This is a genomic window from Pseudomonas sp. W15Feb9B (assembly GCF_000828175.1).
Taxonomy (GTDB): domain Bacteria; phylum Pseudomonadota; class Gammaproteobacteria; order Pseudomonadales; family Pseudomonadaceae; genus Aquipseudomonas; species Aquipseudomonas parakoreensis.
In genome coordinates this window covers 57,505-75,219 of record NZ_JTKF01000007.1, presented here as the reverse complement: position 1 = coordinate 75,219, position 17,715 = coordinate 57,505, and the positions used below count along the sequence as shown (strand labels likewise).

Annotated in this window: 15 protein-coding genes; 9 read left to right on the top strand and 6 right to left on the bottom strand. The window is 61.1% G+C overall.

Going from position 1 to position 17,715, the window contains the following annotated elements:
- Positions 1-25: 25 nt before the first annotated feature.
- From amn to OC71_RS04840, 3 genes are all read right to left on the bottom strand, one after another.
- Positions 26-1,525 (bottom strand): AMP nucleosidase, encoded by a 1,500-nt coding sequence (gene amn, locus OC71_RS04850; RefSeq protein WP_161794895.1) that lies wholly within the window; start codon positions 1,523-1,525, stop codon positions 26-28.
- Between the two features lie 192 nt (positions 1,526-1,717).
- Positions 1,718-3,367 (bottom strand): acyl-CoA dehydrogenase family protein, encoded by a 1,650-nt coding sequence (locus OC71_RS04845; protein WP_041065057.1) that lies wholly within the window; start codon positions 3,365-3,367, stop codon positions 1,718-1,720.
- A gap of 97 nt (positions 3,368-3,464) precedes the next feature.
- Positions 3,465-5,819: a hybrid sensor histidine kinase/response regulator gene (locus OC71_RS04840; RefSeq protein ID WP_041065054.1), complete on the bottom strand. Its 2,355-nt coding sequence runs from the start codon at positions 5,817-5,819 to the stop codon at positions 3,465-3,467.
- A gap of 439 nt (positions 5,820-6,258) precedes the next feature.
- Between OC71_RS04840 and OC71_RS04835 the strand changes: the two genes are divergently transcribed.
- From OC71_RS04835 to OC71_RS04820, 4 genes are all read left to right on the top strand, one after another.
- A complete protein-coding gene (locus OC71_RS04835; protein WP_041065051.1) occupies positions 6,259-7,056 on the top strand; it encodes a hydroxymethylpyrimidine/phosphomethylpyrimidine kinase in 798 nt (265 codons plus the stop codon).
- Between the two features lie 18 nt (positions 7,057-7,074).
- Positions 7,075-7,698, top strand: a complete 624-nt coding sequence (thiE, locus tag OC71_RS04830) for a thiamine phosphate synthase (protein ID WP_041065048.1) — start codon at positions 7,075-7,077, stop codon at positions 7,696-7,698.
- Positions 7,699-7,713: 15 nt separating this feature from the next.
- Complete coding sequence (gene hemL / locus OC71_RS04825) at positions 7,714-8,997, top strand: glutamate-1-semialdehyde 2,1-aminomutase (RefSeq protein ID WP_041065045.1); 1,284 nt, start codon at positions 7,714-7,716, stop codon at positions 8,995-8,997.
- A 225-nt stretch (positions 8,998-9,222) separates the two neighbouring features.
- Positions 9,223-9,777 (top strand): tetratricopeptide repeat protein, encoded by a 555-nt coding sequence (locus OC71_RS04820; RefSeq protein WP_041065041.1) that lies wholly within the window; start codon positions 9,223-9,225, stop codon positions 9,775-9,777.
- A 166-nt stretch (positions 9,778-9,943) separates the two neighbouring features.
- Here the strand turns inward: OC71_RS04820 and OC71_RS04815 are convergent, their stop codons facing one another.
- Positions 9,944-10,273 (bottom strand): DUF1820 family protein, encoded by a 330-nt coding sequence (locus OC71_RS04815; RefSeq protein WP_003185742.1) that lies wholly within the window; start codon positions 10,271-10,273, stop codon positions 9,944-9,946.
- Between the two features lie 133 nt (positions 10,274-10,406).
- Between OC71_RS04815 and miaB the strand changes: the two genes are divergently transcribed.
- The 5 genes from miaB (at position 10,407) to lnt (ending at position 16,116) form a co-directional block, all read left to right on the top strand.
- Positions 10,407-11,735 carry a tRNA (N6-isopentenyl adenosine(37)-C2)-methylthiotransferase MiaB gene (gene miaB, locus OC71_RS04810; RefSeq protein ID WP_003228520.1) on the top strand — a complete coding sequence of 443 codons (1,329 nt, stop codon included), beginning with the start codon at positions 10,407-10,409 and terminating at the stop codon, positions 11,733-11,735.
- Between the two features lie 250 nt (positions 11,736-11,985).
- Positions 11,986-12,984 carry a PhoH family protein gene (locus OC71_RS04805; RefSeq protein ID WP_041065034.1) on the top strand — a complete coding sequence of 333 codons (999 nt, stop codon included), beginning with the start codon at positions 11,986-11,988 and terminating at the stop codon, positions 12,982-12,984.
- Positions 12,977-13,471 (top strand): rRNA maturation RNase YbeY, encoded by a 495-nt coding sequence (gene ybeY / locus OC71_RS04800; protein WP_041065031.1) that lies wholly within the window; start codon positions 12,977-12,979, stop codon positions 13,469-13,471. Before OC71_RS04805 ends, ybeY begins: the two co-directional genes overlap by 8 nt.
- 5 nt (positions 13,472-13,476) lie before the next feature.
- Positions 13,477-14,316, top strand: a complete 840-nt coding sequence (locus OC71_RS04795) for an HlyC/CorC family transporter (protein ID WP_003228526.1) — start codon at positions 13,477-13,479, stop codon at positions 14,314-14,316.
- A 276-nt stretch (positions 14,317-14,592) separates the two neighbouring features.
- Positions 14,593-16,116 (top strand): apolipoprotein N-acyltransferase, encoded by a 1,524-nt coding sequence (gene lnt / locus OC71_RS04790; protein WP_041065480.1) that lies wholly within the window; start codon positions 14,593-14,595, stop codon positions 16,114-16,116.
- 174 nt (positions 16,117-16,290) lie between these two features.
- Here the strand turns inward: lnt and OC71_RS04785 are convergent, their stop codons facing one another.
- On the bottom strand, positions 16,291-17,052 hold the full coding sequence (locus tag OC71_RS04785; protein ID WP_041065028.1) for a YdcF family protein: 762 nt from the start codon (positions 17,050-17,052) through the stop codon (positions 16,291-16,293).
- A gap of 105 nt (positions 17,053-17,157) precedes the next feature.
- On the bottom strand, positions 17,158-17,481 hold the full coding sequence (locus OC71_RS04780) for a hypothetical protein (protein WP_041065025.1): 324 nt from the start codon (positions 17,479-17,481) through the stop codon (positions 17,158-17,160).
- Between the last annotated feature and the right edge of the window lie 234 nt (positions 17,482-17,715).

Below are 17,715 nucleotides of genomic sequence, written 5' to 3'. Positions count from 1 at the left end.
ACCGCCAAATGACCACGACTAACCGTTAACGGAACGGCGGCTCGTCGAAGCTGCGCAGTTTGCGCGAGTGCAGCGAGTTGAGTTCGGTGCGCAGCAGATCCACCGCCTCGATGCCGATCTTCAAGTGCTGACTGACCGCACGCTCGTAGAACGCGTTGGCCGAACCCGGCAGCTTGATTTCACTGTGCAGCGGTTTATCCGAGACGCACAGCAACGTGCCGTAAGGCACTCGCAGGCGATAACCCTGGGCGGCGATGGTGCCGCTTTCCATGTCCACCGCCACGGCGCGGGACAGGTTGATCAAAGGACGTTCCTGCGCCCAGCGCAATTCCCAGTTACGGTCATCGTAGGTCAGCACGGTGCCGGTGCGCAGACGCTTTTTCAGCTCCTCGCCCTTCTCGCCGGTGATATTGGCCGCGGCTTGTTGCAGCGCCAGTTGCACTTCGGCCAGCGCCGGGATCGGAATGTTCGGCGGCACCACACGGTCGAGAATCCCGTCGCGACGCATGTAGGCGTGCGCCAGCACGTAGTCGCCGATGGTCTGCGACTGGCGCAGGCCGCCGCAGTGGCCAATCATCAGCCAGCAATGCGGACGCAGCACCGCCAGGTGGTCGGTGATGTTCTTGGCGTTGGACGGGCCGACACCGATGTTGACCAGGGTCACGCCATGGCCGTCGTTGGCGATCAGGTGATAGGCCGGCATCTGGTAGCGGTGCCAGACCACGCCAGCGGCAATCGCCGAGGCTTCGCCGTGATCCATGCCCTTCTCGATGATCACATTGCCCGGCAGGACCATACGCACGAAACGCGGGTCTTTGCGCAGTTGTTCCAGGCCATGGACGATGAACTGGTCGACGTAGCGATGGTAGTTGGTCAGCAGTATCCACGGCTGCACATGGCGCCAGTCGCTGCCGGTGTAGTGCACCAGACGACGCAGCGAGAAGTCGACCCGCGCGGCGTCGAACAGCGCCAGTGGCAGCGGATCGGTGTTTTCCCAGTCGTAGAGACCGTCGGCGATGCCATCGGTGGCGGCGGACAGGTCGGTACTCGGGAACACTCGCGCCAGCACCGCAGCGGTGACGCCGGAGCCGGCCAGCTCATCGCCCTGCTCGACCACGTACGGGTACGGAATGTTCTGCTGGCTGACGCCGACTTCCACGGTCACGGTGAAGTCGTGCATCAACGGCACCAGTTGTTCCAGCAGGTATTTGCGGAACGCCTTGGGGTGGGTGACGGTGACGCTGTAAGTGCCCGGCAGTTGCACCTTGGCATAGGCGCGGGTGGTCTGCGGGACTTCGCCCTGACACAGGTAGGTCAGACGCAGTTCGGGATAACGAAACAGAGCGCGCTGTTCGGCGTCGGGCTCGACGCGATCCTTGAGGTAACGCTTGAGCGCCGAGTTCAGCGCAGTGGTGGCCCGCTCATGCAGCTCGGCCAGACGATCCACGGCTTGCTCGGCGGTTTGAACGACAATAAACGCTTCGGTCACGATCAGCTTCCTGTGTTCTGACTTGCAGAGCTTCATCTTGCCTGCATCGTGGTCTCACGGGAACAGTGGCGTTGTGGCTGTACCCAAATCTTTCAAACAAAGCGAATCCCAGTGGGAGCTGGCTTGCCAGCGATGAGGCCGGCACATTCGATATCAATGTTGACTGACAGGTCGCCATCGCTGGCAAGCCAGCTCCCACAGGGTTTTGCAGTGTTCGAAGGACCGGGGTCAGAAACCCTGCGGGGTTGAGCGGGTGACGATGGCTTCGACGTCCAGGCCCCGCGGCAATGCGCCATAAACCCGGCCGCCACCGTTCAGACGGCTGGCAATAAACGCATCACTGACCGCCGCATTCCCCGCCTCCAGCAACAACTTGGCTTGCAACCCCAGCGCTATATCTTCAGTCAGTTGCCGCGCGCGGTATTGAATATCGCTGGTGTCCTTGAACTGCGCCTGCAACTGCTGAATATGCGCGGCCAGGCGCTTGTCGCCATGGCCGTTGCCCAACTCGCTGAACAGCACATCGAGCACACCTGGCTCTTTCGACAGTGCACGCAGCACGTCGAGGCACTGCACATTGCCCGAGCCTTCCCACGTCGAGTTGACCGGTGCTTCGCGATACAGCCGTGGCAGGATGCTCTCCTCGACATACCCGGCGCCGCCCATGCACTCGGCGGCTTCGTTGATCATTCCGGGGGCGCGTTTGCAGATCCAGTACTTGCCCACCGCCGTCACCAGCCGGGCGAATTGTGCTTCGTGGCGGTCATCCAGATGATCCAGCGCCTTGCCCATGCGCAGGCTCAGCGCCAGTGCGGCCTCGCTTTCCAGCGCCAGATCGGCCAGCACGTTCTGCATCAACGGCTGCTCGCTGAGCAGTTTGCCGCCGACCGAACGGTGCGCGCAGTGATGGCTGGCCTGAGTCAGCGCCTGACGCATCAGCGAGCTGGAGCCGACCATGCAATCGAAACGGGTCATCGCCACCATCTCGATGATGGTTGGTACGCCGCGCCCCTCCTCGCCGACCATCCATGCCAGCGCGCCGCGAAACTCCACTTCACTGGAGGCGTTGGACTGGTTGCCGAGTTTGTTTTTCAGGCGCTGGATGTAGAACTGATTGCGCGTGTCGTCGGGGCGATGGCGCGGCAGCAGGAAGCAGGTCAGGCCCTTGTCGGTCTGCGCCAGCGTCAGGAACGCATCGCACATCGGCGCCGAGCAGAACCACTTGTGCCCGACCAGTTCATAGGCCTGGCCCGGGCCACTGGCACCCACCGGGTAAGCCTTGGTGGTATTGGCCCGCACGTCGGTGCCGCCCTGTTTCTCGGTCATCGCCATACCGATGGTCACGCCGGCCTTGTGCGCCATACCGACATTGCGCGGGTCGTACTCGGTGGCAAGGATTTTCGGCAGCCACTGTTCGGCCAGATCCGGCTGCAAACGCAGGGCCGGGACGCTGGCGAACGTCATGGTCAACGGGCAACCGCTACCCGCCTCGGCCTGGCTGTGCAGATAGCTCATCGAGGCGCGGGCAACATGCGCGCCGTCCTGCGGATGAGTCCAGGGTGACGAGGTCAGGCCATGTTCGATCGCAGTGCGCATCAGCTCATGATAGGCCGGATGAAACTCCACCAGATCAATGCGATGGCCGTAACGGTCATGGCTGACGAACACCGGTTTGTTCTGATTGGCGAGGAACCCGGCTGCCATCAGCGGTCCGCCGGCCAGCGCACCGTAGGCATCGATCCGCGACTCGGCCCAACCGGCGCCAAAGCGGCGCGACCACTCCTGCAATGGCAGGTCGATGCGGTACAGGTTGGCACCGTCCAGCGATGGCGGCTGGTTGGTGACTTCGTGGGTTTCGGCGAACTGATGCAGGTTCATGACGGGGCTCCTTTGGTCAGCCAAGGGATTCAGTTAAGCACCGGCCCGTGACTGATCAAAGTGTCATATGCGCCGAACTGTCGGCGCTTTCACCCTGTTACGCGCTGAGCACCCGACGCTCCAGCGCCGTCTGCAGGTCTTCGAATTTCACCGGTTTGTTCAGGTAATCGATGCGCGTACCCGGCGCGCAATGCTCGCGATCCGTGCCCTGCGCCAGCATGAACACCGGCAGACTGGCGCAGCCGGGCAACGCATGAATCTGGCAGCACAGCGACGCCCCTTCGTGGGAGGGCAACTGGCAATCGATCAGCACCGCATCAAAGTTTTCCCGTTGCAGACAATCGAGTGCCGCCGCGCCGTGGTCCGCCGTGCGCACACGGAAACCGAGCTTGAGCAGCATGCCGCGCATCACCAGTTGGTTGACGCTGTTGTCGTCGACGAGCAATACCGTGCAGTCCTGCGGCGCACGGATCCGCTCCTGCAGCGGGGCCGGGTTCGGCGCCGCTTCAACCGCTGGCAGTTCGAACTCGACGTCCAGCTGAAAACGGCTGCCACGCCCGGGTTCGGAACGATGGGTGAGCTTGCCGCCGAGCAACTCCACCAGTTGCCGACAGATCGCCAGCCCCACGCCCAGGCCGCCGTATTCGCGGGTCATCGAACCGTCGAGCTGGAAGAAGCGCTGATACAGCGTCGCCTCGCCCAGATCGGTGAAACCGATGCCGGTGTCGATCACCGCAAACGACAGCGCCAAGTGGTTTTCCGCCGCCGGCTTGCCGGTGACGCGCAGAGCCAGGCCACCGACCCGGGTGAACTTGATCGCGTTGTCCAGCAGGCACTCCAGGCACTGCGCCAGTTTTGCACTGTCGCCGTGCAAGCGATCCGGCAGGGTCGCCAGCACCTCGACCTTGAAGTCCAGCGACTTGCTCGCCGCGTTGCCGTCGAACTGCACGCGCAAGGCCTCGACCACCGCGCGCAGGCTGAAGCTGCCCGGCGTTGCTTTCAGCTTGCCGGCCTGCAATTCGGTGAGGGTGAGGATGCCATTGACCATGCGCATCATGTCCCGCGCAGAACCGGCGGCGGTTTGCTGGTATTGCTCCAGTTCAGGCTCCAGTTCGACGGTCTGCATCAGTTCCAGCGAACCGATCACGCCGTTCATCGGCGTGCGCAATTCGTGGGTCAGGGTCGCGAGGAATTCATCCTTGAGCTTGTTGCTGTGCGCCAGTTGCTGGTTGAGCACTTCGAGTTTCTGCCCGGCATCGAACAGGGTCTGCGCCTGTTGCTCGCGCATCGCGTTGATGCGGTCGGCCAGCGCCAACGACAGCAGCGCAACTTCGATCGCCGAGCCGATCTGACTGGCGTACATGGTCAGGAACACGTTCGGCAGCAGGCCCAGCACCATCAGCGTGTTGACGATGCCGCCGAGCAGGAACGCCGACCAGGCAATGATGAAATAACGCGCCACCCGCAAGTCGCGCCACCAGGCGAGGATACCCGCAGCGAAGATCACCACGGTGAACACCAGCGCCAACAGGGTCGCCAGGCGCAACGACAGCGCATAGCTGGTCATCAGCGACAGCCCGACCACCAGCGCACCGAACGCAATCAAAGCGATCAGCAGATAGTCTAGCCAGCGGCTGTGGGTTCTGGTCTGCAGGAAACTGCGGGCGAACTGGCTGCCGAACAGCCCGGCGCAACCGATGAAGAACGGCGTGGCGGCGTTGGCCCACCACGGATTGTCCGGCCAGAAATACTCGACCGCCGCGCCATTCACCGACAGTTGATAAAGGCCGAACGAGGCGATGTAGAAGATGTAATAAAGGTAGCTGGTGTCGCGCACGCTCAGGTAGATGAACAGGTTGTAGACCAGCATCCCCAGCAGCACACCATAAATAATCCCCAGCACATACAGGCGCACCGGCTGGTCTTCGAGGTAAGCCGTGCTCGACCATAACGTCACTGGTGCCTGGATCGAACCTTCACTGGCCAGACGCAGGTACACGGTTTTTTGCTGGTCAGGGGCGAAGGTCAGGTCGAACAGGTAATTGTTCTGCCGGATTTCGCGACTGGCGAACGGCAAAGCGTCGCCGGTTTGCCGGATCAGCCGATAGTCGCCATTGGCATCGGCCATATAAAGGTCGAGGTGATCCAGCGGCGGATACGCCAGCTCCAGCAGCCAGGTGCGCTGCGCGGCCGGATTGTTCGGACGGTAATGCAGATCGATCTTCAGCCAGAACGCCGAGCGCGAGTAACCGGCATTGAGCGTGGCTTTGTCGTGGGGTTTGAAATTGCCCGCCGCCGCTTGAGCGCGAACGTCGGCGATGTTCGCCTGACCGCTCGGGTCTTCGAACACCTGCAAGGAGCGGCCCAGCGGGAGGCTCTGGGTATTTTCGTCGAACTCGACGGCGCTTGCGAGGAGGGGCAAGCAGAACAGCAACATCAGCAAATAGCGCATTGAAGCCCCAGCGTGGCTCGTCCGGTTGTGTCAGGAAGCCCCCCATTCCCTTTGAGTAGACGTAAAACCGGTATTACCTGTTATTGGTTTGGATCCAGACTAGCATAGCCGTTGATGGCCATTGAGCACCATCGAAATTTTTCCTGCAAAGGCTCTAGAACGGGCGTTTCAGAGCAAAGCTGCGGACTAGAGCTGTTGAGTTGGTCAACTCAATCATTGCGATCCGCTTTTGTGGCGAGGGAGCTTGCTCCCGCTCGGCTGCGCAGCAGTCGTAAACCTGTAAATACGCTGTAGCTGAATAAATGCAGGGGCTGCTTCGCAACCCAGCGGGAGCAAGCTCCCTCGCCACAATGGTAGCTGCAGTGTTGTCCGACAATCTGCTCGCAAACACCGTCAGGACTGAACCCCAAAATCAGGTTTGGTGGTAAGCTCGCGCACCATGAATATCTACAGCTCCCGCCCCGTTGTCCTCTGTCTCTCCGGCCACGACCCCAGTGGTGGCGCCGGCTTGCAGGCAGATATCGAAGCCTTGCTTGCGCAGGGTTGCCATGCGGCTCCGGCCGTCACCGCCCTGACCGTGCAAGACACCGTCAACGTCACTGACTTCCGCGTCCTCGACCGTGAGTGGGTACTGGCCCAGGCCAATGCCGTGCTCAACGACTCCGAAGTCGCAGCGGTCAAACTGGGCATGCTCGGTTCGCTGGAAATGGTCGACACTGTGGTCGAACTGCTTTCTGCGCACCCGCACCTGCCGGTGGTCTGCGACCCGGTGCTGCGTGCCGGCGGCGGCGGACGACTGGGCAAGGATGAAGTCGGTTACGCGATGCGCGAGCGTCTGCTGCCACTGTCGATCATTGCCACCCCCAACCTGCCCGAAGCGCGGATTCTTGCCGAACTGCCCGAAGGCACCGCGGACGAATGCGCGGAAAAACTCCTGCCGTTCGTCAAAAACCTGCTGATCACCGGCGGCCACGGCGACGAAACTGAAATCCACAATCGCCTGTACGGCCGTGACGGCCTGCGTGAAACCTTCTATTGCCAGCGTCTGCCAGGCAGCTATCACGGCTCCGGTTGTACTCTGGCCAGCGCTATCGCCGGTCGTCTGGCCCAGGGCGAATACCTCGCCAGCGCCGTGCGTACCGCGCTGGATTACACTTGGCGCACCCTGCGCGATGCCGAACAACTGGGCAAAGGCCAGTTTGTGCCGCGTCGTCTGCCGCTGGATTTTTGCTCGTAACGCCGTGAGGTCTGCCTGATGAAACTACGTGGCCTGTACGCCATCACCGACAGCCAGTTGCTGGCGGGCAAGTTTCTGTCGTACGTGGAGGCGGCGCTGGAAGGCGGCGTCACCCTGCTGCAATACCGCGACAAAAGCAGCGACGAGGCCCGCCGCCTGCGCGAGGCCGAAGCTTTGCGTGATCTGTGCGAGCGTTACAAGACGCAGTTGATCATCAACGATGACGCCGAACTGGCCGCGCGCCTGAACGTCGGCGTGCACCTGGGGCAGACCGACGGCCCGCTGTCGCCGACCCGCGCCCTGCTCGGCTCCAAAGCCATCATCGGTTCGACCTGCCACGCGCAACTCGAACTGGCCGAGCAAGCCGCCAAAGAAGGCGCGAGTTATGTCGCCTTCGGTCGCTTCTTCAATTCCAGCACCAAACCCGGCGCGCCAAGCTGCAGCCTCGATCTGCTCGACGAGGCCAAACGCAAGCTGCATCTGCCGGTCTGCGCGATTGGCGGCATCACCCTCGACAACGCCGCGCCGCTGGTGGCCCACGGTGTCGACCTGCTGGCGGTGGTCCACGGCCTGTTCGGTGCCCAGAGCACCGCCGAAGTGACCCGCCGCGCCCGCGCCTTCAACGAACTTCTGAAAATCTGATTTGAGAGCCCGAACATGTCTCGTTCCGAAACCCTGTTTGCCAGTGCCCAGAAACACATTCCCGGTGGCGTGAACTCGCCGGTTCGCGCGTTCAAGAGCGTGGGCGGCACACCGCTGTTCTTCAAGCATGCCGAAGGCGCCTACGTCACTGACGAAGACGACAAGCGTTATGTGGATTACGTCGGTTCGTGGGGGCCGATGATCCTCGGCCACAGTCACCCGGATGTGCTCGACGCGGTGCGCAATCAACTGCAACACGGCCTGTCCTACGGCGCGCCGACCGCGATGGAAACCGAGATGGCCGATCTGGTCTGCTCGCTGGTGCCGTCGATGGACATGGTGCGCATGGTCAGCTCCGGCACCGAAGCGACCATGAGCGCAATCCGTCTGGCCCGTGGTTACACCGGTCGTGACAGCATCATCAAGTTCGAAGGTTGCTACCACGGTCACTCCGACAGCCTGCTGGTCAAGGCCGGTTCCGGCGCACTGACTCAAGGCGTGCCGAGCTCCGCCGGTGTACCGGCAGCATTTGCCAAACACACCTTGACCCTGCCGTTCAACGACATCGACGCGGTTGAGAAGATGCTCGCCGAAGTCGGTCAGGATGTCGCCTGCATCATCGTCGAGCCAGTGGCGGGCAACATGAACTGCGTACCGCCGGCACCGGGTTTTCTCGAAGGCCTGCGTTCGCTGTGCGACAAGCATGGCGTGGTGCTGATTTTCGACGAAGTGATGACCGGTTTCCGTGTGGCCCTCGGTGGTGCCCAGGCGTACTACGGCGTAACCCCGGATCTGACCACGTTCGGCAAGATCATCGGCGGCGGCATGCCGGTCGGCTGCTTCGGCGGCAAGCGCGAAATCATGCAGCGCATTGCGCCGCTGGGCCCGGTGTATCAAGCCGGCACCCTGTCGGGCAACCCGCTGGCAATGGCTGCCGGTTTGACCACCCTGCGCCTGATCAGCCGTCCCGGCTTCCACGCCGAGCTGACCGATTACACCACGCGCCTGCTCGATGGCCTGCAACAACGCGCCGATGCGGCGGGCATTCCGTTCGTCACCACGCAAGCGGGTGGCATGTTCGGCCTGTACTTCAGCGGTGCCGACGACATCGTCACCTTTGAAGACGTGATGACCAGCGACGCTGCGCTGTTCGGTCGCTTCTTCCACCTGATGCTCGAAGGTGGCGTGTACCTCGCACCGAGCGCATTCGAAGCCGGTTTCACCTCGATCGCCCACGGCGAAGCCGAGCTGAAAATCACTCTGGACGCTGCCGAGCGCGCCTTCGCCGCACTGAAGTAATCGCCGTGCCGCTGACGTTGGCCATCGCCAGCGTCAGCTTTTACCTACACCCAAGCCGTTTTTCCCACGCCTCTGCTAAAAATCCATCAGAAAGTGGGCGATATATTCCCCGCGCAGCAGAAAAACGAGTAAAGACTTTGTAAGGTTGGCCCTGCTTATTTCATAATGCGCGCTTATTGGATCCCTCGATGGGTCCGCGTGCCCTTCAGAGGTAAGTCGATTCCCATGAACCGCACCGGCCGCACCCTTACCTTGGGCTGCCTGTTGCTCCTTCAGCCCCTGCTCGCGCATGCACAAGCAGGCGGCAACTCGTTGTTGATCCCGGCGATGGGTCGTTGCACCCTCAATACCCAGCCGCAAGACGTCACGCAGGCACTGGCCGCCTGCCAGAAAGCGGCGGACGAAGGGGATGCACAAGCGCAATACGAGTTGGGTGAGTTCTACTACGACGGCAAGAATGCGCCACGCGATCTCAATCAAGCCCTGAGCTATTTCGAAAAGGCCTCGTTGCAAGGCCACGCTCAGGCGCAGTTCAAGCTCGGCACCATGTTCTTCCACGGCGAAGGCGTGCAGGCCAACAACATTCAGGCGTACATCGTGCTGAAGATGGCCGCGGTCAACGGCGCCGAAGATGCGCTGGACACCGCCGACGAAGTCTCCGAAAAAATGTCCCGCGAAGACCTCGAAACCGCGACCCAGGTGCTGGGGCAAATTTTCCGTAAATACCTGATGGAACTGCAGAACGCCGATGGGCGTACGCCGTTTTCGCCATTGCCATAAGAGCTTTTGTGGCGAGGGGATTTATCCCCGATGGGTTGCGTAGCAGCCCCAAAACCCTGCAATCAAGTTCCTTCTGACATACCTTGCTGAATGGACTTGCGACTGCTTCGCAGTCGATCGGGGATAAATCCCCTCGCCACAAATCATTTCAAATCCAGATCCGGGCTTACTTCTCAGGCATCGGCATCGGAAACGGCATCACATTGCCGACCGCACCGCGGGCTTCGCTGATTTTCGGGGTGCCCAGACGTTCCACCTCGTCGATGCGCACGATCGAATGCATCGGCACAAAGCTGCGCACCACGCCTTCGAACTGCGCCTTGAGCTTCTCTTCGCTCGGATCGACCACCACTTGCGTGCGCTCGCCAAAGACGAACTCTTCCACTTCCAGAAAACCCCACAGATCACTTTGATAGATCTGCTTGGCGTACATTTCGAACACCTGGCCCTGGTTGAGGAAAATCACCTTATAGATTGGAGCTTCGCGTTTGGTCATGGCGGGGGGATAACATCGGGGATAAAAATGAGGGCGCAAACTATAGCATAGCCACCGGACGCGCAGCGGTAGGAACCTGAGGGCTTGTTCCCTATAATGCGCGGTTCTTTGAATCACGTGACGACCAAAATCCATGGCCAAGAAGCTTTACATCGAAACCCACGGTTGCCAGATGAACGAGTACGACAGCTCGCGCATGGTCGATCTGCTGGGCGAACATCAGGCCCTGGAAGTCACCGCCCGTGCCGAAGACGCCGACGTGATTCTGCTCAACACCTGCTCGATCCGCGAACGTGCTCAGGATCGGGTGTACTCGCAGCTCGGCCGCTGGCGCGAACTGAAGCTGGCCAACCCGGACATGGTGATCGCCGTCGGCGGTTGCGTCGCCAGCCAGGAAGGCGCGGCGATCCGTGATCGCGCCCCGTATGTCGACGTGGTCTTCGGCCCGCAAACCCTGCACCGTCTGCCGGAAATGATCGACGCCGCACGCAGCAGCAAGCTGCCGCAGGTCGACGTCTCGTTCCCGGAAATCGAGAAATTCGACCATTTGCCCGAGCCGCGCATCGACGGCCCGAGCGCTTACGTGTCGGTGATGGAAGGCTGCAGCAAATACTGCACGTTCTGCGTGGTGCCTTACACCCGTGGTGAAGAAGTCAGCCGGCCGTTCGATGACGTGATCGCCGAGATCATCCACCTCGCCGAAAACGGCGTGCGTGAAGTGACCCTGTTGGGGCAGAACGTCAACGGCTATCGCGGCCTGACCCACGATGGGCGTCTGGCCGATCTGGCCGAGCTGATCCGCGTGGTCGCCGCCGTCGACGGTATCGACCGTATCCGCTACACCACCTCGCACCCGCTGGAGTTCTCCGACAGCCTGATCCAGGCCCACGCCGAAGTGCCGGAGCTGGTCAAACACCTGCACTTGCCGGTGCAGTCGGGTTCCGACCGGATCCTCGCGGCGATGAAGCGCAACCACACCGCGCTGGAGTACAAGTCCAAGCTGCGCAAACTGCGCGCTGCCGTGCCGGGCATCTGCATCAGTTCGGATTTCATCGTTGGCTTCCCGGGCGAGACCGAAAAAGACTTCGAACAAACCATGAAGCTGATTGCCGATGTCGGCTTCGACTTCTCCTATTCGTTCGTCTACAGCCAGCGTCCGGGCACGCCGGCGGCCGATCTGGCCGATGACACCCCGGAAGAGCTGAAGAAAGAACGCCTGAACGCCTTGCAGCATCGCTTGAATCAGCAAGGGTTCGAGATCAGCCGACAAATGGTCGGTTCGATCCAGCGCATTCTGGTCACCGACTACTCGAAGAAAGACCCGGGCGAGCTGCAAGGGCGTACCGAGAATAATCGTATCGTCAACTTCCGCTGCGATAATCCGACCCTGATCGGCCAGTTCGCCGACGTGCACATCGACGCGGCGCAACCGCATTCGCTGCGCGGCTCGCTGGTGCAGTAAACGTAAGGCGTCAAAGTGCCTCTGTGGCGAGGGAGCTTGCTCCCGCTCGGTTGCGAAGCAGCCGCAAACCAGACACCTCGATCATCCTGAATGATCAAGGCTGGAGGAGTTGGGAGCGCTTCGCACTCCAGCGGGAGCAAGCTCCCTCGCCACAGTAATCCAGTGAGACCGTTTTAAGAGCTTTCGCACCCACGCCACTGGCGTTATCCTTGATTTCATCTTAATTGCCCCAGGGCGGCTAAATACGACCTTGAACGCACCCATAGAACCACATCGTTTTATCCTCGAGCCCTTTGAGGCTCGCCGCTTCGCCAATCTGTGCGGGCAGTTCGACGAGCATCTGCGCTTGATCGAACAGCGCCTGGCCATCGAGATCCGCAACCGCGGAAACCAGTTCGAACTGATCGGCGAACCCAAGCACACCACGTCTGCGGAAAACCTGCTGCGCCGCCTGTACCGCGAAACCAAGGGTACCGAGCTGTCGCCGGACCTGGTGCACCTGTTCCTCCAGGAATCGGCCGTCGTCGAACTGGACAATCACGCTCCCGCTGAAGCCTCCGTCGCCCTGCGCACCAAGAAAGGCATGATTCGCCCCCGTGGCTTGAATCAGTTGCGCTACGTGAAGGAAATCCTCGGCAACGACATCAACTTCGGCATTGGTCCGGCCGGTACCGGCAAGACTTATCTGGCGGTGGCTTGCGCCGTTGATGCCCTGGAGCGCGAGCAGATCCGCCGCATCCTGCTGGTGCGTCCGGCGGTTGAAGCCGGTGAGAAGCTCGGCTTCCTGCCCGGTGACCTGGCGCAGAAGATCGACCCGTACCTGCGCCCGCTCTATGACGCGCTCTACGAGATGCTCGGCTTCGAATACGTGGCCAAGCTGATCGAGCGTCAGGTGATCGAAGTCGCGCCACTGGCGTATATGCGCGGTCGTACGCTGAACAACAGCTTCATCATTCTCGACGAAAGCCAGAACACCACCGTCGAGCAGATGAAAATGTTCCTGACCCGGATCGGCTTCGGCTCCACCGCCGTGATCACCGGTGACATCACCCAGGTCGACCTGCCGCGCGGCACTAAGTCTGGCCTGCATCATGTGATCGAAGTACTCAAGGATGTTCCGGGCATCAGCTTCACCCACTTCCAGCCCAAAGACGTCGTGCGCCACCCGTTGGTGCAGCGGATCGTCGAGGCCTACGAGCGCTTCGAGACCCGTGCCGAAGCCGCCAGGGAAACCTCGCGCGATGCTTGAGCTGGATCTGCAAATCGCCACCGAAGCGAGCGCCCCGAGTGAAACCGAGTTCCGCCAATGGTGCGAACTGGCCCTGCGCCAGCGCAGCGCCGACTCGGAAATGACCATTCGTCTGGTTGACGAGGAAGAAGGTCGTGAGCTGAATCACACCTGGCGCCATAAGGATTACGCGACCAACGTCCTGTCGTTCCCGGCCGAAGTCCCTGACGAGTTTCTCGACATCCCGCTGCTCGGCGATCTGGTGATCTGCGTGGCCGTGGTCGAGCGCGAAGCTGCCGAACAAGGCAAGGAACTCAAGGCCCATTGGGCACATCTAGTCATTCACGGCTGCTTGCATCTGCTTGGTTACGACCATATAGATGACGACGAAGCCGAAGAAATGGAAGCACTGGAACGCGAGTTGCTTGCCGAACTGGGCTATCCCGATCCGTACGCGGACGACGAAACCGAAACATCCCCTATCGTTACAACAAAGGATTCAGAGTAATCGCTATGAGCGAAGATCGATCGAGCAACGGGCAGAAGTCATGGCTGGGTAAACTGACCCAGGCTTTTGCCCACGAGCCGAAGAACCGTCAGGAGCTGCTTGAGCTGCTGCGTGATGCACATCAGAACAAACTGCTGGACAGCGAAGCGCTGGCCATCGTCGAAGGCGCCATTCAGGTGGCTGACCTGCAAGTACGCGACATCATGGTCCCGCGCTCGCAGATGATCAGCATCAAGGCGACCCAGACCCCTCGTGAATTCCTTCCGGCCGTGCTCGACTCGGCGCATTCTCGCTACCCGGTCATTGGCGAAAGCCACGACGACGTGATGGGCGTGTTACTGGCCAAGGACCTGCTGCCGCTGATCCTCAAGGAGAACGGCGACAGTTTCAACATCAAGGACCTGCTGCGCCCGGCCACCTTCGTGCCGGAGTCCAAGCGTCTGAACGTGTTACTGCGTGAATTCCGCGCCAATCACAACCACATGGCTATCGTCATTGACGAATACGGCGGCGTGGCTGGTCTGGTCACGATCGAAGACGTGCTGGAACAGATCGTCGGCGACATCGAAGACGAGCACGACGTCGAAGAAGACAGCTACATCAAGCCGCTACCCAGCGGTGATTTCCTGATCAAGGCCCTGACGCCGATCGAAAACTTCAACGAGTTCTTCGACAGCGAATTCTCCGACGACGAGTTCGACACCGTCGGCGGTCTGGTGATGAGCGCGTTCGGGCACTTGCCAAAACGCAATGAAATCACTGAAATCGGCGCCTATCGTTTCCGCATCCTGAATGCCGACAGCCGTCGGATTCATTTGCTGCGACTGACGCCAATCGCTCGTTAAATCTAAGGATTGGGGTATGTCATCAGCTATTTCCTGTATCGCGTTGCGCCTGAAAGCGGGCCAGGCAAGGCGCAGTCCGCAGGGAATGGCATTCCCTTTCCAAGGACTGCAACGCAGCATGGCCCGCTTTCAGGCGTAACCCGGAGGGCCGGGCCTGCTGTTACGCAGGGCTGCGTTGCTCGTCGTTCATTTGAAAAACCAAACTTCACTCCTCGCGCCTTGCCCTGCGTAACAGCAGACCCGGCGCGATACAGGAAATAGCTGATGACATACCCCCTGCGCTGGACAACCCGCCCCGGCTGGCCCGGTAACCTGCTGGCCGTGGCGGCCGGTGCAATCACTACCTTCGCCCTGGCCCCGTTCAACATCTGGCCGCTGGCTTTGCTCGCGGTCGGCCTGTTCTACGCCGGCCTGCGTGAGCTGAAACCGCGTCAGGCGCTGGGCCGTGGCTGGTGCTTCGGTTTCGGCCTGTTCGGTGCCGGCACCAGCTGGATCTACTACAGCATCCACCATTTCGGTGGCGCATCGGTGCTGCTGGCCGGGTTCCTGATGTTGCTGTTCACCGCAGCGATCGCCTTTTTCTTCGCCCTGCCCGCCTGGGTCTGGGCGCGCTGGTTGCGCCGCAATGAGGCGCCGCTGGCCGATGCCTTGGCGTTTGCTGCGTTGTGGGTCGGCCAGGAAGCGTTTCGTGGCTGGTTCCTCACCGGTTTCCCGTGGCTCTACTCCGGCTACAGCCAGCTCGACGGCCCATTGGCCGGGCTCGCGCCGGTGGGCGGCATGTGGTTGGTGTCGTTCGTTCTGGCGCTGACTGCGGCGCTGATCTACAACGCACCGCGCCTGCTGCAATCCGGTCGTAAAGGCTTTATCGCGGCCGGTTTGCTGTTGCTGGTCGGGCCATGGGTGGCGGGTATTGCGCTCAAGGGCCACGCCTGGACCAGTCCGTCCGGTCCGGCACTGAGCGTTGCCGCGATTCAGGGCAACGTCGAACAAAGCATGAAGTGGGACCCGGCGCAGCTCAACGCGCAACTGGCGCTGTATCGCGACCTGAGTTTTCGCTCCAAACCGGTGGACCTGCTGATCTGGCCGGAAACCGCGGTGCCGGTGCTCAAGGAGTCCGCCGAGGGCTACCTGAACATGATGGGTAACTTCGCCGCCGAGCGTAAATCGGCGTTGATCACCGGCGTACCGATCCGCGAGACGGTTCGTCACGAAAAACGCTTCTTCAACGGCATTACCGTGGTCGGCGAAGGCGATGGTACCTACCTCAAGCAGAAATTGGTGCCGTTCGGCGAATACGTGCCGTTGCAGGATCTGCTGCGCGGGTTGATCGCGTTCTTTGATTTGCCGATGTCCGACTTCGCTCGCGGTCCGGCGGATCAGCCGCTGCTGCAGGCCAAGGGTTATCAGATTGCGCCATTCATCTGCTACGAAGTGGTGTACCCGGAGTTCGCTGCCGGTCTGTCGGCACGCAGCGACTTGCTGCTGACGATCAGCAACGACACCTGGTTCGGCACCTCGATCGGCCCGTTGCAGCACCTGCAAATGGCGCAGATGCGCGCACTTGAAGCGGGCCGCTGGATGATCCGTGCTACGAACAATGGCGTGACCGGACTGATCAACCCGTTCGGGCAAATCACCGAGCAGATCCCGCAGTTCGAGCAGGGCATTTTGTATGGCGAAGTGGTGCCGATGCACAACCTGACGCCGTACCTGCAATGGCGCTCGTGGCCGCTGATCGTCGTCTGTGTGCTGCTGTTTGGCTGGGCGCTGATGGCGAGCCGGATGTCGAAAACCCTTTAAAAGCAGGTCACTGACCTGTGGCGAGGGAGCTTGCTCCCGCTCGGCTGCGAAGCAGTCGTAAATCCAGCGCCCGCGATCTGTCTAAGACAGTGCGTTTATCTGGATCAGGCCTGCTGCGCAGGCCAGCGGGAGCAAGCTCCCTCGCCACAAAAGGCCTCACTGCCACTGAGTGATTCAGCGGTAAAACAACGAATACCCCACCTGCCCTACCGCCTCATTCAGCAATTGCCCGCTCTGCCAGATCGACTTGAATTCCGGCAGCCAGCCACCAAACGGTCGCGCATTATCGGTCCCGAGAAACCCTACGGGCGCCGGCACCACTTCAAATCCTGCCTGCTGAAAACACCACACGGCGCGCGGCATGTGCCAGGCCTGCGTGACCACCACGACGCGCTTGATGCCTTGTGGCAACAACATATCGGCGCTGAATTTGGCGTTTTCCCAGGTGGTACGGCTCTCGCCTTCCTGCCAGCGCGTGGTCACGCCGAAGTCATCGCGCAGCGAATCGGCCATCAGCTTCGCCTCGGTCGGTGGCGTGCCGTAATGCAAGCCACCGCTGGTCAGAATCGGCAGCCCGGAGGCCTTGGCCAGTCGCGCCGCATAGCGCTGACGCTCCAGCCCCACGCCGGTTGGCTGGTCCTCGCCCCAGGCCAGATCGCCGCGCTCGCGCCCGGAACCCAGCACCACGATGGCATCGGCCCGCTGCGCCAGGATTGACCAGGCATCACGGGGCAGCGGCGGCTCACGTTCCAGTGCCTTGGCGCCCCACTGCACGACCACCGGCAGGCTCATCAGCCAGAAACCACCCAGCCCAATGGCAAAACACAGGCCTGCCAGTCGCGGCCGGGAACGGCGCAGCCACCAGGCGATCAGCAACAGCAGCAAGAGAATGCCGGGCGGCAACAGAAGTTGTTTGATGAAGTAACGAAAAGGCATCGGGGCATCTCCAGAGATGCCCGAAGCCTAAGAGTGTTAATGATGCGTTACAACCGATAGGTAGGATCCTGTTGGAAAAGATCCGTTATTTGACCTGCCATGCGTTTACTTGGCCTGTACAGAACGAACCTTGACGGTGTCTCTGCCGGGCGCCTTGTCCTTGAGCCAGATGACCTTGGCTGAATGTGCTGCATCGAGCTGTTTCACTGCCTGCGACAAGTATCCATGCGCTTCACGCTCACTGCGATCCAGATAGGCCTTGACCAGTTTGAACTCGGCGGGGCTCAAGCCACGCAATTCCAGTTCCACGGGGCGCTCGTCGCGCAGCCGGCCAGCGGTTTTGGCAGCGTCGAGCGCCATGCCCAGACGATCCATCAACCGTTCGTACAACTCGGGTTTCGTCACGTTTTTTTGCCGTTGCTCCACCATCCCTCACCTCATTGAAGATAAGACTCACTCCCCAATAAGAGCTTAGCTTCGCTGCACAAACCGGCTGAACGCCGCGACCAACGGCCCTCGCCACGGTTTTCGGGGGCCAGACAGCTGTAATCAGGGTTTCCCTAGGCCAAGCGCGGTCATGTATGCTACGGCGCTTCCTGTCATTCCACTTCCAGCCTGTCCGGAGCATCCCCGGAGGGCGCGTTGAAGAGGATTAGGCCACCC

Excerpts from the sequence above, each read along its gene's own strand:
- amn (WP_161794895.1), bottom strand. The coding sequence starts at position 1,525 with ATGAAGCTCTGCAAGTCAGAACACAGGAAGCTGATCGTGACCGAAGCG.
- OC71_RS04845 (WP_041065057.1), bottom strand. The coding sequence starts at position 3,367 with ATGAACCTGCATCAGTTCGCCGAAACCCACGAAGTCACCAACCAGCCG.
- OC71_RS04840 (WP_041065054.1), bottom strand. The coding sequence starts at position 5,819 with ATGCGCTATTTGCTGATGTTGCTGTTCTGCTTGCCCCTCCTCGCAAGC.
- OC71_RS04835 (WP_041065051.1), top strand. The coding sequence starts at position 6,259 with ATGAATATCTACAGCTCCCGCCCCGTTGTCCTCTGTCTCTCCGGCCAC.
- thiE (WP_041065048.1), top strand. The coding sequence starts at position 7,075 with ATGAAACTACGTGGCCTGTACGCCATCACCGACAGCCAGTTGCTGGCG.
- hemL (WP_041065045.1), top strand. The coding sequence starts at position 7,714 with ATGTCTCGTTCCGAAACCCTGTTTGCCAGTGCCCAGAAACACATTCCC.
- OC71_RS04820 (WP_041065041.1), top strand. The coding sequence starts at position 9,223 with ATGAACCGCACCGGCCGCACCCTTACCTTGGGCTGCCTGTTGCTCCTT.
- OC71_RS04815 (WP_003185742.1), bottom strand. The coding sequence starts at position 10,273 with ATGACCAAACGCGAAGCTCCAATCTATAAGGTGATTTTCCTCAACCAG.
- miaB (WP_003228520.1), top strand. The coding sequence starts at position 10,407 with ATGGCCAAGAAGCTTTACATCGAAACCCACGGTTGCCAGATGAACGAG.
- ybeY (WP_041065031.1), top strand. The coding sequence starts at position 12,977 with ATGCTTGAGCTGGATCTGCAAATCGCCACCGAAGCGAGCGCCCCGAGT.
- OC71_RS04795 (WP_003228526.1), top strand. The coding sequence starts at position 13,477 with ATGAGCGAAGATCGATCGAGCAACGGGCAGAAGTCATGGCTGGGTAAA.
- OC71_RS04785 (WP_041065028.1), bottom strand. The coding sequence starts at position 17,052 with ATGCCTTTTCGTTACTTCATCAAACAACTTCTGTTGCCGCCCGGCATT.
- OC71_RS04780 (WP_041065025.1), bottom strand. The coding sequence starts at position 17,481 with ATGGTGGAGCAACGGCAAAAAAACGTGACGAAACCCGAGTTGTACGAA.